We start from the raw sequence: 17,374 nt of genomic DNA, 5'->3' as shown, positions 1-17,374 counted from the left end.
GGGTGGGCTCTTCCTTCATCGGGCACCGAAAATGGGTGAGCCACAGGGGGTGCACGCTCGTACTCGAGCACGCCCCGGATTCTTCTCCTTCATCGGAGCACTCTTCATCGCGGGAGCATTGGGCGCATCGACGAAAGTCCAGGCGGAGCACCAGGACCCTCAACGCGAAACGACGGTCACAGCCACGACGAACGAGCAGCAGGAGCTTCCCGAAGGGCGAGCATTCAGCACGGTCCACCGTTCGGACCTCGAGCGCCGCCTGCCGCGCTCCGCTCCCGATGCGCTGCGCTATGAGCCCGGCGTCTTCGTTCAACAGAGTGGCCACGGCCAGGGCTCCGCCTTCATTCGGGGCCTTACGGGCCAGCAAACCCTCCTTCTCTTCGACGGCATCCGGCTCAACAACAGCACTTATCGGCAGGGCCCCAACCAGTATTTCTTCACCCTCGACTCCTCCACCATCGACTCCATCGAGGTGTTGCGCGGGGGAGGCTCCACCCGCTTCGGTTCGGATGCCCTCGGCGGCGTCATCCTGACCCATCCGCTAGAGCCTGCTCTTTCAGGAGAAGGCTTTCGAGTCCGTCCCCAATTGCGGTTGCGCGGCACCAGCGCGGATCGGGAGAGGGGTGGCCGGTTTCAGCTCGAGGCCAGCTGGAATGACCAAGTGAGCTTCATGGGAGGCGTTGGCGCTCGCCAGGTCTCGCTCCTGGAGAGCAGCGGACCGGTGCTCAATCCCACCGACGGGGGGCTCCCCGATGTGCCCCGCTTCGCCCCGGATCAACGCACCCAGCTCGGCACGGGTTTCAACGAACTCACCGCCGACGGGCGGGTGGTGTGGCGCCCCGCTCCGGGTCACACCCTCATCCTGGCCGGCTATCTCTATCGGCAGTACGATGCGCCTCGGACGGACCAGTGTGCGCCTCCCTATGCGCCCTACGACGAGTGTCTGCGCTATGAGCAGCAGTTCCGCACACTCGCCTACGCTGTCTGGGACATCACGGTGCTCGGCGCTCCGGCCCAGCAGGCTCGATTCACCCTGTCCTGGCAGCGCCAGCACGAGCGCCGTCGTCACGACCGCCCCGCCTCCTTCGTCTCCTCGCTCGGGACGGATGATGTGGATACCTTGGGCTTCACGGGACGGGCGCATGCTCGGCCCCTGACGCTACCCGGTGGGCACCCCCTGGTGCTCGATTATGGCGTGGAGACCTACGTGGACCTCCTGCACTCCGCGTCCACGACCAGCTTCACCGACGTAGGCTTGTCCGTGCGGCGAAGCCGGGGCCAATACCTCGATGGCTCCTGGTACCTCTATGGAGGTGCCTTCCTGGACGCAGAGCTCTCGCTGCCCCAACGCTTCGTGGCGCGCGCCGGAGCACGCGCCTCATGGATCACAGCGCACGCTCCGGGAGATGCCGAGTCCGGTTCCGCCCCCGTGAACCGCTCGTGGTGGCCCGTCGTGGGTCATGCCGGAGTGGAATGGACGCCCCTCGGGGGACTCACTCTGCTGGCCAACGTGGACCGCTCCTTCCGGGCACCCAACCTCGACGATCTCACCTCACGTCAGCAGACCGGTCCGGGCTTCCAGTTCGAGAACCCGCACCTCCAGCCCGAGCGGGCCACCACCCTCGAGATCGGCACCCGGGTCCGCACTTCGCTCGTGACGTTCCAGTTCTGGGCCTTCTCCATGCTGCTGGAAGATGCCGTGGGCAAGCGCCCGCGCGACAGTGGGGATTGCCCGGTGAACACCCCTCAGTGCGTGTCGTCCTGGTCACGCCTCCAGCTTGTCAACGCACGTGAACTGTCCGAGCTGAGGGGAGTGGAGGCCTCCGCGCGGCTGCGTCTGATTCCGGGCCTCGTTGCCAACCTCACGGGCGCATGGACCTGGGGAGAGGGACCCAACCTCGGGGACCCGCCCTCGGACCCCTCCATTCCCTTCGAGTACCGGGTACCGCTTTCTCGCGTGCCTCCGCTCAATGGCACGTTGGAGCTTTCCTGGACCCACCCACTAGGTCTGGGCGCGGGCGGGGCGTTGCGCTGGGCCGCCGCGCAGACGCGGCTCGCGGTGGCGGACCGCTCGGATGCACGCATTCCCCTGGGAGGTACTCCGGGTTTCGCCGTGCTCGATGCCCGCCTCTCCTACCGCCTGGACAGGGTGCTGACCGCGGGCCTCGTCCTGGAGAACCTGTTGGACACCCCCTACCGCTACCACGGCTCGAGTGTGAATGGCCCGGGCCGGGGGATCAGCGTCTCTCTCGAAGGAGCCCTGAAGTGAATACATCTCGATTGAAGCCCCTGTACCCGCGTTTCCCCTCGCTGACACTGGTCGCGCTCCTCTGCGCCTGTCATGGCGATGTTACCCCGCCCACGGACGAGCCGGCGCCCATCACCGATGCGTCAGGTGAATGTATCGATCGGCCCAAGTACACGGAGGACGTGTCCAACTGCACGCCGCTGGCGACTGATTACCAGCCGCGCGTGGCGGGCTCCGCTCAGGACGCGTGGGCGGTGTGCATCTCGGACGACAACACCTACCACCGCCTCTACACCAGCATCTCCACCATCGGCCGTGTGGCGGCCTTCGACTTCATCGCCGATTCGCTGTGGATGAAGACGAAGGAGCCCACTGTGGAGGACTTTACTCAGGCGCGCCTGCGCTACACCGAATCGGAGGGGCTGGGCTCGCGGGTGGAGCGGCGCGAGGACATCCACTACCCGGCGGCTCCCGCGGCCTGCAACTCGAGCGCATCCATTCCCGCGGACTACCCGGAGCGCTGCGTGGGTCCGGCGAAGCTGCGGCCGCTCATCAACGAGTCCTTTGCTTCGGGCATGCGAGGAGAGACGCCCCGGGTGAACGCGGCCCGCATCGAGGCGGCGCTGCTCTGGTTCCTTTACGTGTCACCCCTGTCCGAGGTGACGAGTTGCACGACGAAGGACGCGGACTGCGACAGTGCCTGGGCCTACTACACGGGCGGAACGCCTCGCGACGAGGCCGTGGGATTGGCTCGCTATGTGAGGGAGCTGGCACCCGAGACGCACGAGCGTGCGTACGATGCCACGCTGGCCGTGCGCTGCTGGAGGGATCTGGACCGGGCGACTCCGGCGACCCAACTCGAGCTGCGGGATCGGGCCCGCTCGCAGCTCGACGCGGCGCTGCTGCGTGGCATGGCCGTCATCGTGCGTCAGCGCTTCCAGGAGTTGTCGTGCACCTCCGGCGAAGCGCGGGAGGCGCGCTGGGCCTTCTTGAAGGTGCTCGTGCCCTTGATGGATCGCGAGGCTCGTCTGAGGGACGAGGCCAGGGCGGACACGCTCGAGCGCGAGGTGCAGAGGGCCCATCCGGAGGAGGTAGACATCCCCGCCGCTGTCGCGGCCCTGGATGCGCTCTTCGCGTGTCCATGACGCGCCACGCCGGGCCGCCGGGGCCACACAGAGGGCCTATCCCTGGAGCAGGGCCAGAACCCGTCTCCGGCCCCTCCAGGTCGCATCCGGCGTAGTGACTCTGGAGCGGTACTCCACCACGCGAAGTGCGCCTGCGAGCCCCCTCACCACTAGCCTCCTGGTCAGGGGGCCTTGGTTGCGGCAGCGGGGCGGTAGGTCTGGATGATCTCCAGGATCCGCTTCCTGGCCTCGACCTTCCCCGCCGGCTCGGCCAACCGGGGCAGCACCTCGTCCTCCAGCTCCATCAACTTCATGAAACGCGGAGGAGCCTCGGGTGGAGTGACCTCGGTGAAGTCATCCACCTGCTCGAACAGTTCCGCCCAGGTCTCCTGCAGCAGCCGCCAGTAGGCCGACCTCGGCTTCGCGAAGTCCATCGCCTGCTGGCAATCCTTTTCCGGCATCCGCAGGTACCAGTTGCGGCCCACTTCCTCCGCCAGCGGCTTGCGCTCCTCACCCGCCACCACCGTCTTCACGTTCTTCTGCCGCTCCACGAAGTGCGAGGGGAACGTGACCAGCCGGGTACCGTGCACCAGCGCCTGGTAGTCCGAGCGCTTCATGTCCCGCGTCTCCCGTCCCGGGATGGGAGCGAAGTTGTCGCCGCACTCCCACTCCAGCCGCTGTGCGCATAAGAGGAATGGGGGAAATGTCGAGGGCAGAGGGGGGAGAGCGGTTCGATGTCCGCATCGTCTCCGGCTCCGTCGCGCTCATCAACGGCGTCTACTTCGCGCGCGTGGACTTCCAGGGCTCGGGCCTGCTCGAGATAACCCTCGCCTTCAGCGCCGTCTGGGAGCAGCGCGGCGGCGTGTGGAAGGCGCTCCTGCACCACACGTCGAAGTTGGAATGAACAGGCGGGTTCACGCCGGAAATGACGAGCAGCGCGCCCAATGCCTGCATCCACGTGGGCCGCCCGCCTCGCACCAGCCACGCGGTGAGCGCCGCCACCACAGGCGCGCATGAGAGGGTTGGAAGTCATTGGGGGATGCAACACCAGACAGACGACCCATTCCAGTGTCCTGGTTGCACTGCACGGAAATGCATGATGGATTCCCTTCGCGGCATTCCGCCGCGAGTGGAGGAACCCGTCGATGCGCAATCGCTTGCTCGCAACCTGTTTGTCGCTCTCGCTCGCGGCTTGTGGAGGAACGGAAGCACCCACCACCACCAAAGACGCCCACTCCGCCCTCGCCGCGCTGCCCTCAGCGGAGATCATCGGCACGCACGAGGATGGTGTCCCCTTCATGATTCGCGGCGAACTCGGCTCGGTGGGCGGCTCCGTGCGGGGGCTCGCCGCACGCGAAGTCCATGAGCGCGTCAGCAGCACGCTGGCCGCCGTCGCCCCCGTGTTCCACCTGCGCGCCGAGGATCTCGTCGTGCAGCGCGCCTCGCGCGACGAGCAGGGCCACACGCACATCCGCTATGCACAGGTGCGCAACGGCCTGCCCGTATTCGGCCACGAGCTCATCCTCCACGTGGATACGTCCGGCCGCGTCTATGCCGCCAACGGCTCGGCGCGCGACGGCGAGTCCGCCCCCAACCCCGAGGAGGCAAGGGTCTCACCCGAGGCCCTCCAACGCGCCGCGCTCGACTCGACCCCGGGCGGCGTACGTGTGGAGGGCGAGCCCCGGCTCCTCTACGCCCGCTCCACCCGGGACCAGCGGCTGAAGCTGGCCTACGAGGTGCTGGTCACGGGTGAGCACCTCGGCACGCCCGTCCAGGAGCACGTCTTCCTGGACGCACTCGATGGCACTCCCGTCCTGCGTGACTCGGACATCCAGAACGCGCGCAGCCGCCGCGTCTACTCGGCGAACAACGGCACCTCGCTTCCCGGCACCTTGAAGCGGGCCGAGGGAGCCCCGCCCACGAGTGACGTCGTCGTGGACAAGACCTACGACAACCTCGGCATCACCTACGACTGCTACAACATCCTCTTCAACCGGCAGTCCTACGACGGCGCGGACGGGCAGCTTCGAGCCACCGTCCACTACAGCACGAACTACACCAACGCCTTCTGGAATGGGAGCCAGATGGTGTGCGGCGACGGCGATGGCGTCACGACCGGCTCGCTCTGCATGGACATGGACATCATCACGCACGAGTTCACCCACGGGCTGATCAGCACCACGTCCAACCTCACCTCCTCGGGCGAGCCCGGCGGCCTCAACGAGAGCCTGTCCAACATCCTCGCCGCCGTCTGCGAGAGCTGGACGACGGGTACCTGGTCCACGGGCGCGGACATCTGGAAGATCGGCGAGGACACGTCCCTCGGCGGCACGGTCTACAGCATGGCCGACCCGGCCGCGCATGGAGCGCTCGACTACTACACGCCCCTGCCTTCCGACGTCCACGACCTCGCGGGCATCAGCGATCTGGCCTTCACGCTGCTGTCCAAGGGCGGCCAACACCCGCGCGGCAGGAGCACCCTCACCGTCACGGGCATTGGCGTCGAGAAGGCCGGGCGCCTCTTCTACAAGGCCAACACGGACTACTTCACCGCCAGCACCACGCTCGCCCAGGCGAAGACCTACACCGAGCTGGCCGCGGACGCCCTCTACGGTACGGGCTCGGGGATGAGGACCTCCGTCACCCAGGCATGGCAGGCGGTGGGCGTCGGGGTGGTCCCCGCGCCGTGCCCTCCGCTGGCCAACGGCACCGCGCTCACCGGCCTCTCAGGCGCCTCGGGCAGCGTGAGCTGCACCTATTCGATCTCCGTGCCAGTGGGCGCCACCCACCTGAAGGTGGAGGCCTCCGGAGGCACGGGTGACGTGGACCTGTACGTCAAGTTCGGCTCGGCGCCGACCACGTCGTCGTTCGACTGCCGGCCCTATCTGGGCGGCAACACCGAGTCCTGCACCTTCCCCACGCCGAGTGCCGGCATCTACTACATCATCCTGCGGAGCTTCTCCGCCTACTCGGGCGTCTCCCTCAAGGCATCGTTCACACCGCCCGTGGGCGCGTATGTCTTCCCGAACCTCTCGGGTACCTCAAGCTCCGAGCAGTTCTTCACGTACAACGCGGCGGCCGGGCAGGCGGTGACCGTCACCCTGTCACCGGGCGAGGGAGGGAGTACGGGTGATGTCCACCTCTACGTGAAGTTCGGCTCGGCCCCCACCTCCACCGCGTACGACTGCCGCCCCTATCTCTCGGGCAACAGCGAGCGGTGTACTCTCAGCCAGAGCCAGGCGGGCACGTACTACGTCATGCTCAAGGGGTTCTCGGCCTACACGGGCGTCGATCTGACGCTCTCCGTGCCCTGAGAAAGTCTGGCGGGCACCTCGAGCGGACGGGTGGCACTCGACAGCCGCTCCGGGATGCGCGCGACGAGCACGTCGATGGCGGCGCGCACCTTCGAGGGCGAATGGGGGAAATGTCGAGGGCAGTGGGGGGCGCAGAGGGGCAGAAGAAGCCCCGCGCAGCGGTCAGTAAGGAGCCGATGAGGAGAAGACGCGGAGAGGAGACTCCCGCCGAGTTGCGCAGGAGGACGTTCGACTTGGACATGTTCGTCCGCGTGAGGTGTGGAGGACGGCGGCGGGTTGGGGGGCGGGTCCTCTCGGCTCGAGCGCCAACCGCGAGAGAGAGGCTCAGACCGTCATCGGCGCGACGACGGGCGTGTAGGCGGCCGCCGGCATGACTGGCTCGCTGATCGTCGTGCGCGCCGCGAGCTGGTGGACCGCTCGCGTCTGGGAATCGAAGGTGGGCCAGGACAGGTGCCCGTCGGTGACGAAGCGGACCCACGTGCCGTGGACGTAGTCCGCCAGTTCCTGCGGCGCCGACATCCCTGTCATGCCGCGCCGGCCGGTGGTGCTGGTGAGGGTGTCGAAGACGAACGGCAGCTCGAGGCCGTGCGCCGCACCCATTCGCCCCCCGGCGGCGGGGGAGGCCCAGTCGAACTCGTAGACGTGCGTCCGGCCCTGGTGGGCGGCGGCGAACTGGCGGGCCGGCCAGCGGAAGGCCATGTCGGTCAGGACCCGGGCGAGAACCGCTCCACCCCGACGCTCGGCGCGCGAGGTGGCCTGCTCGGCATAGGCATCGAACAACTCGTCTGCTCGTGGCGCGATGCGGCGCAGCAGGCGGCGTGAAATCCCGGTGGGCAGCCACGACAGCCGGGTGGGGCCGAACCAGTAGCTGGCCTCGGTCGCGGTGGTCCCGATGAGCAGGTCCACGTCCGCGCCTGCCCCCCGCTCCAGGGCGAGCAGCGGATGTACTGGCAGCACGTCGTCGCCATGGACCGGGTTGACGACACCCAGGCCGAAGGACGGGTCGAAGCCGTTGGCGTCGCGCAGGTCGAGTGTTCCAGGGCGGGACACCTTGTGCAGCGCCTGCACAGCGCGCTCGGGCGGCACGGAGCGGAACCCCTCGGCATCTGGCGTCACCGAGAGCGCCCGTGCCAACGCCATGGTGGTGCGCTCGGCGATCGACACCGGGTAGACCGCCGAGCCATGCCCGCTCTGCACGACGGCACGGCGGAACAGCCCGACCGAGAGGGGACTGCTCACCAGACAGGCGACCAGCATGGCTCCGCCGGACTCGCCAACCACCGTCACGTTGCCGGCGTCCCCACCGAAGGCGGCCACGTTGTCCTGGAGCCAGCGCAGGGCGGCGATGACGTCGCGCAGGCCCAGGTTCGTGGGGGCGCCGGGGATCGGGACAAAGCCCTCGACGCCCAGCCGGTAGTTCATGGCGACGGCCACCACGCCGTCACGCGCGAACGCCGTGCCGTCGTAGACGGCGGCGTCCTTGGTGCCCAGCACGAGCCCACCGCCGTGCACGTACACCACCACCGGCCGAGCGGCCGCGTCGACAGGCGCCCAGACGTTGAGGGTGAGGTAGTCGTCACCGCGACGCCAACGCGCACCGGTGACCGCGAAGGCATCCAGCCCCGCGAAGGAGTCGAGGGCTCGCTGCGGTGCGCTGGGCCCAGCATCGAGCACGGGACGCACGCCCTCCCAGGGCCGCACCGGCTGCGGTGGTCGCAGGCGCAGTGGCCCCATCGGCGGCGCCGCGTACGGCACTCCCAGGAAGGTCGCCACCCCTCCTGACTGCTGGCCCCGGACTACGCCCTGCCTCACGGACACATCGATGTGCATGGCACCTCCCTCGCGGTTGATACTCAGTCTCAATATGAGACTCGGTATCATGTCGAGTCAAGGTCTCACGTCGCGCCGGACAACCACCCACGGGTCGGCGGGGCTGAAAAGCCAAGTCATTCCGGATGTTTGGATGCCATGCGCCATCGAGAAAACCGATCTGGACCGCCTCGGCCGGGATGGGTCCATTCCGGGGTGCCTGTCCTTTGAGCACCAGAGGGGTGTGCCCGCGGGCCGAATCCAGTGAACGGTCACGACGTAGGATGGGCGGCTGTGAGCCGAGTGACCGGAAGAGATACCGCCTGGGACCGTTCCCGCCACGCCGTGCAGCAGAAGGTGCAGGAGTTGGCCTTCGCGCTGTTCGCCGAGCACGGCTTCGACGCGACGACGGTCGAGCAGATCGCCGCGGAGACCGGCGTGTCACGAGCGACGCTGTTCCGGTACTTCGGGACCAAGGAAGACATCGTCCTCGGCGACACCGCCGAGCAGTGCGCGGTCCTCACCACGGCCTTCGCGGCGCGCCCGCCGGAGGAGGACGTCTGGATCTCGCTCCAGAGAGCGGCCGAGGCTCTGCCGAGCGCGCAATCCCCGGAGCACGCCCGGCAGGTCGCGATGCTGGTGCACAGCAGTGCTTCGCTGCGCAGTCGCTACCTGGTCAAGATGGCCGCGTGGCAGGAGGTGCTGGTCCCACTGGTCGAGCAACGCCTGGGCGCCCAGCGCGGGACGCGTTCACGGGTGCGGGCCGCCGCCATCGTCGCGTGCTCGCTGGCCTGCCTGGATGTCGCCGCCGATGCGCTCCGCCACAGCGCGGAGCTCACGCTCGACCAGTTGTACGGCGAGGCGGTCTCCGCGGTCAGAGGCCCGGCCGGACCGAAGAGCTGACCCGAACTCAGGAGCACCAACAGCATCGCCATACCGCATGACTTCAGGGCGAATGCCCGTAACGGGAACTCGCGGGCCACCGGACGGCGCAGAGGTGTCAGAACGAGTCCTTTGACACCTTCCCGAGACACCTTCCCGAGCGCTCGCGAGTGCCCACGGGAGCGCGTTCTTCGCCTTCGACCCCGCCCGCCCCCGTCCCCCTCCGCGTCTCGACAGCGCGGTCGGCGAGCCTGTCCTCCCATCAACCTGTCACTCATTCTTGTCTTCCAACAAATCCATATTCACTTGCTCTTGTCTTCTAACAAATCTGTATTCATCTACCCTTGTCCGCAGCAGACCCGCACCCAGCGTATGGGCACGCAAGGTATGCAATGGAAGACAACCCGCACTCCAGAGACGGCGCTCCCGCTCCCCTCGAAGGACGCGTGAGAATTCACGTGCATGCACCCCGTGAATTCGCGCCTGGGTGCATCTCGTCGTGATATGAGACAGACATCCCAATCCGGCGCTCTCGCCCGTTCTGGGAAAGGAAACCGCTTTGTCGCCAACCGGGTTTCCTGCGACCCAACTCAAACAACATGGAGTTCCGCAATGCGTCGCGTGCAACACCCGCTTCTGCTGCTGGCCGGCCTCGCCGCCCCATGCGCCCTCGCGCAGACCGCACCGGTCAATCTCGCGCTGAACAAGCCCATCACCGCCAGCAGCACCGAGAACCCCGAGGCGTTCAAGGCGGCCAACGCCAACGACGGAGACCTGGGCACCCGCTGGAGTTCGGAGTTCGTGAGCCCCTCGTGGATCACCATCGACCTCGGCAGTGAGCAGTCGATCGGCCGCGCGGTGCTCCACTGGGAGAACGCGTACGCCACCACCTACACCATCCGGGTCTCCAACGACGGCACCACCTGGAGCACCGTGCACACGAAGACCAACGGCCAGGGGGGCACGGAAGACATCTCGTTCACGCCCGTCCTGGCGCGCTACGTCTCGATGTACGGCACGCAGAAGAGCGGCCCCTACGGCTACTCGCTGCACGAGTTCGAGGTCTACGCCACCAGCGGCGGCAGCCAGCCAGATCCGGATCCGACCGACCCGCAGCCCCCCGCCGAGCCGGGCACGGCGCCCACCGTGTCATACAACGCGCGTGTCACCGGCAACCAGACGGAGCCCGCGGCGCCGTTCAACATCACCGATGTGGCGGCCTTCACCAACCCGTGGGGTCTGGACTTCCTGCCCGACGGCCGCATCGTGGTCACCGAGAAGAGTGACCGCATGTACATCGTGACGCCGGCCGGCGTGAAGACGTCCGTCAGCGGCCTGCCGGTCTCCGTGGGCGCCAACGGCGGTGGCGGCCAGAGCGGTCTCCACGACGTGGCGACCTCGCCGACCTTCGCCCAGGACCGCAAGCTGTGGTTCAGCTACGTGGCCAAGGGCGCGGACAACAACAATCACCTCACCCTGGCGTCCGCGCGCCTCGATGAGGGCGGCGCTACCGCGAGCCTGTCCAACCTCCAGGTCATCTGGCAGGAGCCGTCGAGCTACTCCGTCCGCGGTCAGCCGGGCGCGCGCATCGCGTTCGCGCCGGATGGCCAGCACGTCTACCTCGCCGTGGGCGATGGCGACATCCCGGCCGCCAATGGTGACCGTGGGCACGTCGCGCAGCAGACGGACAGCGCGCTGGGCAAGATCATCCGCCTGAACCTCGACGGCAGCACCCCCAGCGACAACCCCGAGGCGTCCTTGGGCGGCGTGCGCGGACAGGTGTGGGCCAAGGGCTTCCGCAATCCCTACGGCCTGGCGTTCGACGGCAGCGGCAACCTGTGGCTCAGTGAGATGGGCCCCGCCTCCGGCGACGAGTTCAACTTCATCATCAAGGGCGCCAACTACGGCTGGCCGCTGGTGAACAACGGCAACCGCTACAACGGCGATGCCTACCTGCCGGGCCAGCCGTATCCGCGGCATGACACCGCTCCGCAGTTCACGCCGCCGGCGGCATACTGGGGCTGGTTCTCCACCACCGCCTCCATGTCTCCGTCCGGACTGGCGTTCTACAACGGCGACCTCTTCCCCCAGTGGAAGGGCTCCGCGCTGATCGGCGGAACCTCGTCCATCGCGCTGTACCGTATGGTGATCGACCCGGCGACCAACAATGTCACGGGCGTCGAGCGCTACGGCCGCAGCGCGAACGACGTGTACACCGGGAGGGTGCGCGCACTGAAGGTGTCTCCTGACGGCAGCATCTGGTACCTCAGGGACGGTGGCGACGGCTTGCTGCGAAAGCTGACCCCTCGGTAGTCGAGCGTCACGATGGGACCGGGTTCGTCCCGGTCCCATCCGCCGATCCAGGAGCCCCCTTTACCGGTGAGCTTCATGTGTTGGATCGGCTGGCGGGCCACATTGATGAGCCCCCACAAGAACCCTCGTGACGACCACAGCCAGACCAGCCCCAAGAACAACGCCCATCCCTGAGAGCCATGGAGGGCCAGATAGACAATTCCACCGAACATGCCCACCATGACGGGCAGATAGGGCATCCACATGAAGAAATCTGCCTGGTCCGCCCTCCTTGGAGGGGCGACAGGGGGTGTGGGCCTGAGGGCTGTGGCTGCTCGAGCCTCAACACCCACGGGAGGCCAGGCCATGGCCTGTTACGCTCTCGGAGTCTGCTATGACGAGGGCCGTGGAGTCGCGGTCGACAGGAAGCGGGCGCTCGAGCTGACCAACAGTGCGCGCCAGGCCGGTTTCGCCCTGGCCTGTGGCACCAGGTAGGCCACGGGATGGGGGCCTGAGAAGGTCCTCACCATGGCTGAAGTTCTCCAGGACGCCTCGAAGACAGCCACCTTGAAGGGAATGGTCCGTGCTTCGAGGTTTTACCTGTTTTGCATGCTTTCCTCGCCGAGGTGGGGTTAAGCTGGTGACGTCCCCGGCCTGGGGATGTCAACGACACAGGGAGGCTCCGTGGTCACGTCGCGCTTTCTCGCCTTGTGCGCTCTGCTGCTTCCACGCCTGGTCGTGGCGGAGCCCTTCCAGGGACTGGCCGACCCCGGCGCCGTCATCGGTCAGCTGGACGGCGTGGTGCTCGAGGGAGACCAGTACTTCCTGCACGGGTGGACTTGTCAGCAGGGGGTCGCGGCTTCCTTGCGGATCCATGTCTATGCCGGAGCCTCGGCGTATGACGAGCCCCGGGGCCAGCTGGTCCTCGAAGGGGCCTCGCAATTCATGGCCGAGTCGGCGGTCGGAGAGCGGTGCGGAGCGGGCAACGGACGCTATCGCTTCCACGTGGCCATTCCGGAGAGCGTCCTCGCGGCGGTCGGCGGGCAGCCACTCTACGTCCATGGGCTGCGCGTGCTCGGCACCGTGCGGAACTCGGCCCTCGTGAACTCGGGGAAGATTCGCTTCCCCCATCCGCTCGGGAGCGCACCCCGTGGGTGCATGCCGTCGCTCTGGAACGACAACGTGGAGCGAAATGCGTATCCCTCGGGCAACGCCCAGGGCCAGGGCCAGCCCTGGGTCTACATGGCCTGGGTGTGGCGGGAGACGCCCGCGGTGGAGACCAATCACAGCGTCTCGGTGGCCCGGAGCCAGGATCTGGTGAACTGGTACAACACCTGCGGGGAGAAGCTCACGCTTCCCCTCACGACCGCGTCCCACGCCGTCGTCGATCCGATCCAAACCCACCAGGGCGTGCTCAACAACCTGAATGTCGGCTTCGATGGCGAGGGCCGCCCCGTCGTGACCTATCAGACGTACAAGGTTGTCTATTCCGCGGACGTGCCGCCCGTCTGGACCACCCAGGTCTACAACGCCCGGCTCGAGGGCGGTCAGTGGAAGATCCATCAGAACCGCCTGGAGGGGGGGAGCGCGGATATCTCCGGGACGGGAGAGATCGCCTCACTCGGCGCCACGGATGGACCGCTGCACTGGGACGCTCAGGATCCGGCGCTGACCTATTACCTGCGCTGGGAGTCGATGCCCACGAATCGGGACCTGCCCTATGATTGCTCGGGACGCGCGCTCTCCGTGTCGCAGCCCACGGAGACGACCTGCCCGGACAAGTTCCTGACGGATCTCGTCGTCTGGAGCTACGACGCGACGGCGAAACTCTGGCGCGCCAGCCGCGTCGACCGGGCCTGGGGCGGGAGCTCCGCCACGTTCGACTTCGTGGTCTTCAAGCGGCACCAGCTCGTCGCCTACTACGACGCCAACCGGCGCGTGAAGGTCGCCATCCGCAATGGCGACGGGGCATGGACCTACAAGGTCCTCGATGATCAATTCAAGGGCTGGGACAGCCACAACTATCTCACGCTGGAGGTCGACGACAACCACGACATCCACCTGTCGGGCGACCTGCACGGCCATGCGCTCACCTACTGGCGGTCGCGCGGGCTCGTCGCCTCGTCGTTCGCCCGTCAGCCCATGGTGGGAACACTGGAGACGCAGGCCACCTATCCCCGCTTCTACCGGGGCCCACAGGGCGATTTCCTCTTCAAGTACCGGCAGGGGGGCAGCGGAGACGGGGAGTGGATCATCAACCGTTACGATGTCAGGACGTACCGCTGGTCGCGGCTCCTCGCCCAGCCGCTTTTCGGAAGGTAACGACCGACACGAAGGACAGCACTCGCGCCAGGGAGATGACATGTCGATTCAAACAAGGAAATCCTTCTCATGGGCGGTCGGTGCCGCGACCTCGCTCGTCGCCGCACTGACGCTCGGTGGAACCCAGGCGCGGGCCGACTATGTCGTCACGCCCAACCCCTCCAGCACCTTCGGCACGTGGCAGGGGTGGGGCTGTTCGCTGGCATGGTGGGCCCATGCCTTCGGTGACCGCGAGGACCTGGCGGATGCCGTCTTCACCCAGAACGCCTCCGTGAGCCTGTCCACCAACGCGGGCACCTACTCCGTGCCGGGTCTCGGCATGAACGTGGTCCGTTACAACATCGGCGGTTATGGCACCCGGGCCGTCGGGACAACCGTTCCCCTCTATCCCCCCACGAGCACGCTCCCGGACTTCAAGCGTATCCCTGGCTATTGGCTCGACTGGTCCAGCACGGATCCCTCCTCTTCCAGCTTCGACTGGAACATGGACTCCCGGCAGCGCAACATGATGTGGAAGGCACGGGATCGCGGTGCGAACGTCTTCGAGGCGTTCTCCAACTCACCCATGTGGTGGATGGACTACAACAAGAGTTCCGCGGGCAGCAATGGTGGCGGTGACAACCTCCAGTCCTGGAACCATGGCGACTTCGCTCGCTATCTGGCCACCGTCGTCAAGTACGCCAAGGACCACTGGGGGGTGAACTTCACCACGGTCGAGCCGTTCAACGAGCCGGCGGAAACCTGGTGGACGTACCCCAAGAACCAGGAAGGCTGTCACTTCGACAACGCCACGCAACGCCAGGTCCTCGGCTACCTCCGCACCGAGCTGAACAACCGGGGGCTCCAGGGCGTGGGTATCGCCGCCTCGGACGAGAACTCTCCGGACCGGGCGCTCAGCACCTGGAACGCCTTCGATGCGACCACGAAGGCGCTGGTCAACCAGATCAACGTGCACGGCTACAGTGGCCTCGAGCCCTACCGGGGGCCGAACCGGGGTCCCCTCTACTCGGCCACGAGCGGCAAGCGGCGCTGGGTCTCCGAGTATGGGGATGGAGACGGCAGCGGCATGCCGATGGCCGACTCCATCATGCGCGATCTGCGGGAGTACCACCCGACCGCCTGGGTCTACTGGCAGCCGTTCGACAGTGGGGGGTGGGGCCTCGTCCAGTCCAACCCCGGTGACAACTGGATCGGAACGGCCAATGCCAAATGGTATGTCATGGCTCAGTTCAGCCGACACATCCGGCCGGGCATGACCCTGCTGAGTGGAGATGACCGGAACACCGTGTTCGCCTATGACGCCGTGGCCCGCAAGCTGGTCGTGGTGACGGTGAACTTCGCGACGGCTCAGTGGATTGACTATGATTTGTCCCGATTCGGCACGGTCAGCGGCCCCATCACCCGTTGGACCACGGTGACCGCCAGCGGGGGAGAGCGGTACGCGCAATACCGTGACACGAGCTTGAGCGGGAAGCGCTTCTGGTCGTGGTTCCCCGCCAACACCGTCCAGACCTTCGAGATCCAGGGCCTCTCCCCTTGAGGCGAGCAGCCCATTCACCGTTTTCCCGCCATCCCGATTAATGTTCTCGGACCTTGGTTTCCCTCCATCGACTCGTCTTCCTCACGACCACCTTGCTGGCGCATAAGAGGAATGGGGGCAAGGTCGAGGGCAGCGGGGGGAGCAGAGGGGCAGAGGAAGGCCGCGGAGGGGAGCCCACGAGCTGTGAGCCATGGCGGTGCACTCTAAGTGGAGACCCCTTGGGGTACACGCCTGCCGGGTCCGCCCTCCTTGGAGGGGCGACAGGGGGGGGCCTGAGGGCTGTGGCTGCTCGAGCCTCAACACCACGCGGCCTGGGGTGGCCCTCGCGCTGGGGCCAGGCGCGCACCTGCCATGGGCAATCCCAGGTGCTCCAAGATCGCTCCCACCCCGCCCCCTTCCTTGTCAATCGCAAGCGGACCTTCGAGGTTGATCCGACGACCCTCAAGCTCAGCGAGGCGCCACCGTGGGAGGCCGGCGCCTTCGGCGGATGGCACGAGCTCGTCAAGAACCGCTTCTTCTACCTGCCGACGCACGACGCCCTCGTCTAGGTGCGCAAGGGAGAAGAGAACGTGCGCATCTTCCGACTCCCCTGAGCTGTGGCCCACCCGCTCGACGAGTGAACGCGCGGCGTAGGCTTCGAACTGCAATCGACCGACGCGGCGGCCCACCAATCCCTCCGCCGGATTGTTGTCCAGACGCAGCGCCACATCGGCCTCGCGGCGAAGGAGCGAGACCTGCACATTGGTCACGCCGAGGGTCACTTCCACCCCCGGATAGAGGAGGGGGGATGGGCATCGCCGCAGGCGGCGGGAACGCACTATAGGCGCCCGGAGGGGGCCTTGCCTGGGCGATGGAAACGGGGGTAGAAGCACGGAGCATGACGTTTTGAGTAGGAGTCTTCGGAATGACCTCCCGCGTGATGGGGCTCGGCGTGCTGGTCGCCACGGCGGTTCATGCCCAGGCAGTGGCTCCAGCTCCACCTCCAGCTCCGTCCATCCCAGTGCCTGTTCCCCGGTACGTGCCCGCGGGAGCGGGGGCACCCGTGGTGGGACAGCCAGGCGATCAAGCCGCGCCGGTCGCACGCTCGCCCAACACTCGCGTGCTTCCACCAACACCCGAGCCTGGGCTTTGGGCTGCGGATGAGTTGGGCGCCGTCAAGAGGCCCACCGCCCCCCAGCCGGACGTCGACGAATTGCTCCTTGCCCGACCGAGTCCGGGCGCTCCCGCGCTGCCGATCTGCCGTCAGCGAGTCTTGCGCGCCTCCAAGGCGTCTGGCAGCGAGGAGACCCGCCACAATCTCCCTCGCACCTCCCGGGAGTGCCTGACGGCGCGCCTCCTGCTCCACTGCTTCCACCGGGAGCAGTACGAGTTTGAGGCGAGCCTGCGTCAGACGCCCCGGACGGAGGAGGTCATGCGCGCCATCGAGCGGCGCGAGAAGGAGGCAATCACGACGGCCCTCTGGCAGGCGAGACTGTGTGAGGCGTTCCAAAGCCTGCCGTCAATCGAGGGTCTCCACGCGGTTATCGTCGCCTGGCTTGAGCGGCAGTTTCCCCGTCCGGTGTCGCGATGACGGCCACATCAGGAAAGACAGAGGCGGCCTTCCGCCTTTCTGGGGTCACGGGCAGGATTGAGAAAGTCCGCGAGAACGCGGGCCGGGACGTCGAAAAGCTCGCGGCACTCTCCGCCGAGCTCGAGCGCGAGCTACGCGAGGAATTCCCGGGCGAGCCGCTCATCGCCTATTATGCCAAGACAATCCTAGCGGACTTCTGCTCGCTAGCCCGTCACGGCATTTTTCCGGAGCCGTTCCGCGAAGAGCTTTAGCCTGGCTAACTCCACAGTTGGA

General features: G+C 67.0%; 14 protein-coding genes. 11 read left to right on the top strand and 3 right to left on the bottom strand.

The window, feature by feature from the left end:
- The first annotated feature begins 49 nt into the window (after positions 1–49).
- Positions 50–2,269, top strand: coding sequence for a TonB-dependent receptor (locus CYFUS_RS49675; RefSeq protein WP_198316411.1), 2,220 nt, complete (start codon positions 50–52; stop codon positions 2,267–2,269).
- Positions 2,266–3,393, top strand: coding sequence for a hypothetical protein (locus CYFUS_RS49670; protein ID WP_157759114.1), 1,128 nt, complete (start codon positions 2,266–2,268; stop codon positions 3,391–3,393). The genes CYFUS_RS49675 and CYFUS_RS49670 overlap by 4 nt, the downstream gene beginning before the upstream one ends.
- 161 nt (positions 3,394–3,554) lie before the next feature.
- Here CYFUS_RS49670 and CYFUS_RS49665 read toward each other — a convergent pair whose 3' ends face one another.
- Complete coding sequence (locus tag CYFUS_RS49665; protein ID WP_332468450.1) at positions 3,555–4,046, bottom strand: DUF6607 family protein; 492 nt, start codon at positions 4,044–4,046, stop codon at positions 3,555–3,557.
- A 29-nt stretch (positions 4,047–4,075) separates the two neighbouring features.
- Between CYFUS_RS49665 and CYFUS_RS49660 the strand changes: the two genes are divergently transcribed.
- Together CYFUS_RS49660 and CYFUS_RS49650 are read left to right on the top strand one after the other, a co-directional pair.
- Positions 4,076–4,276: a hypothetical protein gene (locus CYFUS_RS49660; protein WP_198316410.1), complete on the top strand. Its 201-nt coding sequence runs from the start codon at positions 4,076–4,078 to the stop codon at positions 4,274–4,276.
- 241 nt (positions 4,277–4,517) lie between these two features.
- Positions 4,518–6,686 carry a M4 family metallopeptidase gene (locus CYFUS_RS49650; RefSeq protein ID WP_095991622.1) on the top strand — a complete coding sequence of 723 codons (2,169 nt, stop codon included), beginning with the start codon at positions 4,518–4,520 and terminating at the stop codon, positions 6,684–6,686.
- Between the two features lie 324 nt (positions 6,687–7,010).
- Here the strand turns inward: CYFUS_RS49650 and CYFUS_RS49645 are convergent, their stop codons facing one another.
- Complete coding sequence (locus tag CYFUS_RS49645) at positions 7,011–8,516, bottom strand: carboxylesterase/lipase family protein (RefSeq protein ID WP_095991621.1); 1,506 nt, start codon at positions 8,514–8,516, stop codon at positions 7,011–7,013.
- Positions 8,517–8,840: 324 nt separating this feature from the next.
- Here CYFUS_RS49645 and CYFUS_RS49635 point away from each other — a divergent pair, with 324 nt between their 5' ends.
- The 5 genes from CYFUS_RS49635 to CYFUS_RS49620 all read left to right on the top strand — a co-directional run bounded on the left by CYFUS_RS49635 (position 8,841) and on the right by CYFUS_RS49620 (position 15,531).
- Positions 8,841–9,398 (top strand): TetR family transcriptional regulator, encoded by a 558-nt coding sequence (locus CYFUS_RS49635; RefSeq protein WP_157759113.1) that lies wholly within the window; start codon positions 8,841–8,843, stop codon positions 9,396–9,398.
- A 591-nt stretch (positions 9,399–9,989) separates the two neighbouring features.
- Complete coding sequence (locus tag CYFUS_RS49630; protein WP_198316409.1) at positions 9,990–11,690, top strand: PQQ-dependent sugar dehydrogenase; 1,701 nt, start codon at positions 9,990–9,992, stop codon at positions 11,688–11,690.
- A 345-nt stretch (positions 11,691–12,035) separates the two neighbouring features.
- A complete protein-coding gene (locus CYFUS_RS52140; RefSeq protein ID WP_198316408.1) occupies positions 12,036–12,164 on the top strand; it encodes an SEL1-like repeat protein in 129 nt (42 codons plus the stop codon).
- 189 nt (positions 12,165–12,353) lie between these two features.
- Positions 12,354–13,991: a BNR-4 repeat-containing protein gene (locus CYFUS_RS49625; protein WP_198316407.1), complete on the top strand. Its 1,638-nt coding sequence runs from the start codon at positions 12,354–12,356 to the stop codon at positions 13,989–13,991.
- A 40-nt stretch (positions 13,992–14,031) separates the two neighbouring features.
- Positions 14,032–15,531: a glycoside hydrolase gene (locus CYFUS_RS49620; RefSeq protein ID WP_095991616.1), complete on the top strand. Its 1,500-nt coding sequence runs from the start codon at positions 14,032–14,034 to the stop codon at positions 15,529–15,531.
- Positions 15,532–15,827: 296 nt separating this feature from the next.
- Here the strand turns inward: CYFUS_RS49620 and CYFUS_RS53685 are convergent, their stop codons facing one another.
- The gene (locus tag CYFUS_RS53685) at positions 15,828–16,280 is read right to left on the bottom strand and encodes a hypothetical protein (protein WP_232537266.1); all 453 of its coding nucleotides are present in this window, start codon (positions 16,278–16,280) and stop codon (positions 15,828–15,830) included.
- Positions 16,281–16,942: 662 nt separating this feature from the next.
- On the opposite strand from CYFUS_RS53685, the gene CYFUS_RS51535 reads away from it, so the two are divergent.
- A complete protein-coding gene (locus tag CYFUS_RS51535) occupies positions 16,943–17,101 on the top strand; it encodes a hypothetical protein (RefSeq protein WP_157759112.1) in 159 nt (52 codons plus the stop codon).
- Positions 17,098–17,352: a hypothetical protein gene (locus CYFUS_RS49600; RefSeq protein ID WP_095991614.1), complete on the top strand. Its 255-nt coding sequence runs from the start codon at positions 17,098–17,100 to the stop codon at positions 17,350–17,352. The genes CYFUS_RS51535 and CYFUS_RS49600 overlap by 4 nt, the downstream gene beginning before the upstream one ends.
- Positions 17,353–17,374 lie beyond the last annotated feature (22 nt).

This window comes from Cystobacter fuscus, assembly GCF_002305875.1.
Classification (GTDB): Bacteria; Myxococcota; Myxococcia; order Myxococcales; family Myxococcaceae; genus Cystobacter; species Cystobacter fuscus_A.
Note: the sequence above shows the minus strand (reverse complement) of the source record. Positions and strands in the feature narration are given on the sequence as shown.